Source organism: Mesorhizobium sp. WSM4845 (genome assembly GCF_055811455.1).
The window spans coordinates 1-3,260 of record NZ_JBVVQA010000068.1 but is presented as its reverse complement, the minus strand read 5'-3'; the positions used below and the strand labels follow the sequence as shown (position 1 = coordinate 3,260).

At 58.8% G+C, this 3,260-nt stretch carries 4 protein-coding genes and 1 pseudogene; all 5 read right to left on the bottom strand.

The genetic code is table 11. The features are described 5' to 3' along the window. Nucleotides 1-472: 472 nt before the first annotated feature. Complete coding sequence (locus AC0L2C_RS33945) at nucleotides 473-1,189, bottom strand: Crp/Fnr family transcriptional regulator (RefSeq protein ID WP_287068290.1); 717 nt, start codon at nucleotides 1,187-1,189, stop codon at nucleotides 473-475. A gap of 120 nt (nucleotides 1,190-1,309) precedes the next feature. Then, nucleotides 1,310-1,564 carry a DUF6894 family protein gene (locus AC0L2C_RS33940; RefSeq protein WP_473496006.1) on the bottom strand — a complete coding sequence of 85 codons (255 nt, stop codon included), beginning with the start codon at nucleotides 1,562-1,564 and terminating at the stop codon, nucleotides 1,310-1,312. A gap of 125 nt (nucleotides 1,565-1,689) precedes the next feature. Continuing rightward, entirely contained in the window at nucleotides 1,690-1,929 is a 240-nt protein-coding gene (locus AC0L2C_RS33935) for a hypothetical protein (protein ID WP_287068288.1), read from the bottom strand. Nucleotides 1,930-2,702: 773 nt separating this feature from the next. Next, complete coding sequence (locus AC0L2C_RS33930) at nucleotides 2,703-2,885, bottom strand: hypothetical protein (protein ID WP_473525500.1); 183 nt, start codon at nucleotides 2,883-2,885, stop codon at nucleotides 2,703-2,705. A gap of 185 nt (nucleotides 2,886-3,070) precedes the next feature. Beyond that, nucleotides 3,071-3,260, bottom strand: a pseudogene (locus AC0L2C_RS33925) (hypothetical protein); the annotation flags it as partial.

The window sequence follows — 3,260 nt, the reverse complement described above, 5'->3', positions numbered from 1 at the left end:
TGAATGCCGAGATGGAGCACCAGACAGCCAAGGACACCACCACAGGTGCGCAGCAGCCGATGGGTGCGCGAGGTGCCGCGGTCGCCGACACACTGGGCGGATCGGCCGATGCTGCCAACCAGCAGTCGCGTTTGGACGGGCGCAAACTGTAGCGCCTTACTATGCATCTCCCCGCAACTTCGCTTTCGCAAATGATGGTGTTAGATGGCCGTCATCTTTCGAACTGGCCTATGGAGGATGTGGGTTATCCTCCCCACTACGGACGACAAAGCAGGGTTCAGATGCCGCTCCCTCGGTAGCGAACTCCCAGATCATGCAAGTGCCGGTTCGCGGAGCGATTTATGCCGTGAAGAATATGATTGCGAAAGGAGTAGGCTGTGGGAACGCTAATGCGCGATGCGTCGGTTGAATTGCCGACGACGGTGGCGCTCGTCGCTACCGCGACTTTCGCCGAAGCCGCCGATTATAGGGGCTAGTCGGTTTTCCCCAGCAACCGCTCATATTCCCGCTCCGGCTCGCTGTAGGTGCCATCGGCCAACTGGAACAGACCATCACGATCCCTGATGACGATCTCACCCCGCGTGGCTCTGATTAGGCCCCTGCCCTCAAGCTCCTGGATTGCAACCGTGACACCCGGTCGCCGCACACCGAGCATGACGGATATGAATTCGTGGGTGATTGCAAGCCGGTCGGTGCGGACGCGATCGTGGCACATCAGAAGCCAGCGAGCCAAACGTTCGTCCAACTTCGACCGTGCGTTTACCAGGGCGGTGTAGCTGGTCTGAATATAGAGGGTCTGGACATAGAGAAGCAGAACAGCCTTCAGCGTAGTGCTCTCAGACAGAGCAGACGACAGTGCCGGGGCTGGAACTCGCAAGCCGCTTCCCGCCAGTTGCATATAGGTGTCATGTGCGGCGCGATCGCCGCCTAGGGCCACTAAGGCTCCGGTCATGCCTTCCATGCCGATCAGGCCGACCTCGGTATCCCGGCCCTTAGGTAGTTTGGCGACTACCGACGCGATGCCGTCTTCCAGGAAATACACGTGTTCGATAACGGACTTCGTCGACTCAAGCTGGGTCCGCATCGGCAGCGCTACCCGTTCCAGGTTGGGTTCGATCGATGCCAGATCGCCAGGGGAAAGTCGCCGCAATAAAGCATTTTGATAAGGAATATTGGGCTGGTTAAACATAACTCCACCCTCGGTAGGGCAAGAGCTTTCTGATCTCCCAGCCGTTCGCGCCCGTGACAACGTGCGAACGATAAGACTACATATGGGGTGCTAAAGTCCCGAAGCCAATCACTTTAAGCACTAAGGGCGGGTACCGGGCATTCTGGCGGCATCCGAGAAGGGAAATCGAAACACCAATGCGTGTTTTTCGTCGCATATCTCAAAGATCGCGCCTGTCAGCATGGGCTTCCCGCTGAGCAGTCCTTCCGCCAGGATCTCCTTGGCGGAGGCCATCGCGTTCTCCTCAGCCTGCGCCAAATCCGCAAACTCCTGCCCCTCGAGGTCCTCCATGAGGTGCCCCTCCTCGTTCCGGATATGGAAAAAATATCTTGGCATGCCAGTCCACCTCCATGGACTATCTAGATGCATGGAGGCTCATGGATAGTGTCGGAAACGTACCAACCGGGGACATGTATGAACCGGACATTCGACGTGTCTGAGCGCTGGCGCAGGCCAGCGGGTCAGCTGACGCTGTCGGTGATTTCTGACCTGTCGAACAGCACGCCGAGACCATGTTCGACGGCACAGGCGGCGATCATGTCGTCAAGGGCTTTCCCGGACACAGGGCAATTGGGGAGGACTTCCCGTATGGCGGTTTCAGCTCTCGATGTTGAAACCACATCGTGCCGCCTTTTCCTGGTCTCCATATAGTGCTCGACCAGGGTTTTAAGACGCCTTGCCGCAATCTCATCTGCAAACATTGTTGTTCACTCCTGTTTAGTCAGGTCGCCGGGAAACAATGGCCCGCCCCTGTACGAGGGCGGGCCAATCCAATCGAGTGACCGGTGATCCGAGTGAGGGACCTGGATCGCTAAAGTAAGTTTGAGCCGGATTGTTCGTTCCATGGCGGCTACGGCTTGGTAATTCCCGTACATTGATTCCTATGCTGAGGTCTGCGGGCGGGCAAAGGGGAAGCCTCGGTTGCGAGCGACACCAACCCCTCTTATGGGTACGCCGGACCTCGCCGCCGGTCAGGCGGCGCAGGAATTCAGCAAGAGAGCAGGTCGGATGATGCGCGCGCCAGCGGTCATAAGCTTCACTGTTTCGCGCGCTTAATGCTTTGTTTCACCTGACTTTCTCGCAAAGAATTGGCGGGACCTCCGCCTTCCCTCCGCGCGTTTTGGTCCGCACAAAAAAAGCGTTTGGCGCCGGATCAGTCCGACGCGCCCCGAGACGCACTTCACGTCGTTTTCAGATTGAGCCTCGACCCTTCACCGGTCGAACATGCGGCCTAGTAGCGCCAGCTCGGAGGGGCGGGACACACCTGCTCCTTCAGCTTGTCGGGAAGGCATAACACTCCCCGCCTGCCCACGCCAGAACCCTGCCCTCTCTATCCCGTTCAGACTCATCGTGCCTGCTTGCCACGGACGAGTTCGCCTTCGGACGGCGGCGCTTGGCCTGCCGTTCAGGAACAACAACGCCCAAGCCAAGTTCGGTGGTGCAGGAGGTAAGGACAATGCGAACACTAAGAACATTATTTGGATACTTGTGGCGCTCGAATTGCAAGTCGCCGCCCGACCTTGCGCCGCTCGTCGATGCGATCGTTCGTCTGCTGAAAGAAAAGCAAAAACTCGCTACAAAGAAAGGACTTGGTCGACCAGATCAGACTGCTGGCAGCTGACCGCTGGCGACGCAGCTTGGGAAGGATCGGCATCATGCCCCGGCTAGCCCTGGGTCGCTGGCGCATGGACCACGCCCGACTGGAAGGCAGCCGAAGCCCGGGTTCGAAGCTTGGCTGTGCTGGAGCCGGAACTTGCCATCGGGACGGTGCCCCGCGGCAGGCACGGGCATGCGGCAAGGCCTTGGTCGCCTGAGGTCAGGTTCGCGCCAGTTAGTCACCGCTCAATTCTGGCTGGCAGGTGACGACATGTCTTTTCGTGCAAGGCCCCGCACAGCTTCAAGACCCCGTGGGAAGCCGCTGCGGTTACTAAAATCCTGCGGTTGCCGGCGGCCTCGAGCGTGCCGGGCGCTTACCTTTTGCGCCGTCAATAAATCGATGAGTGTCACACCGGCAACGAGCACCAATGCAAGT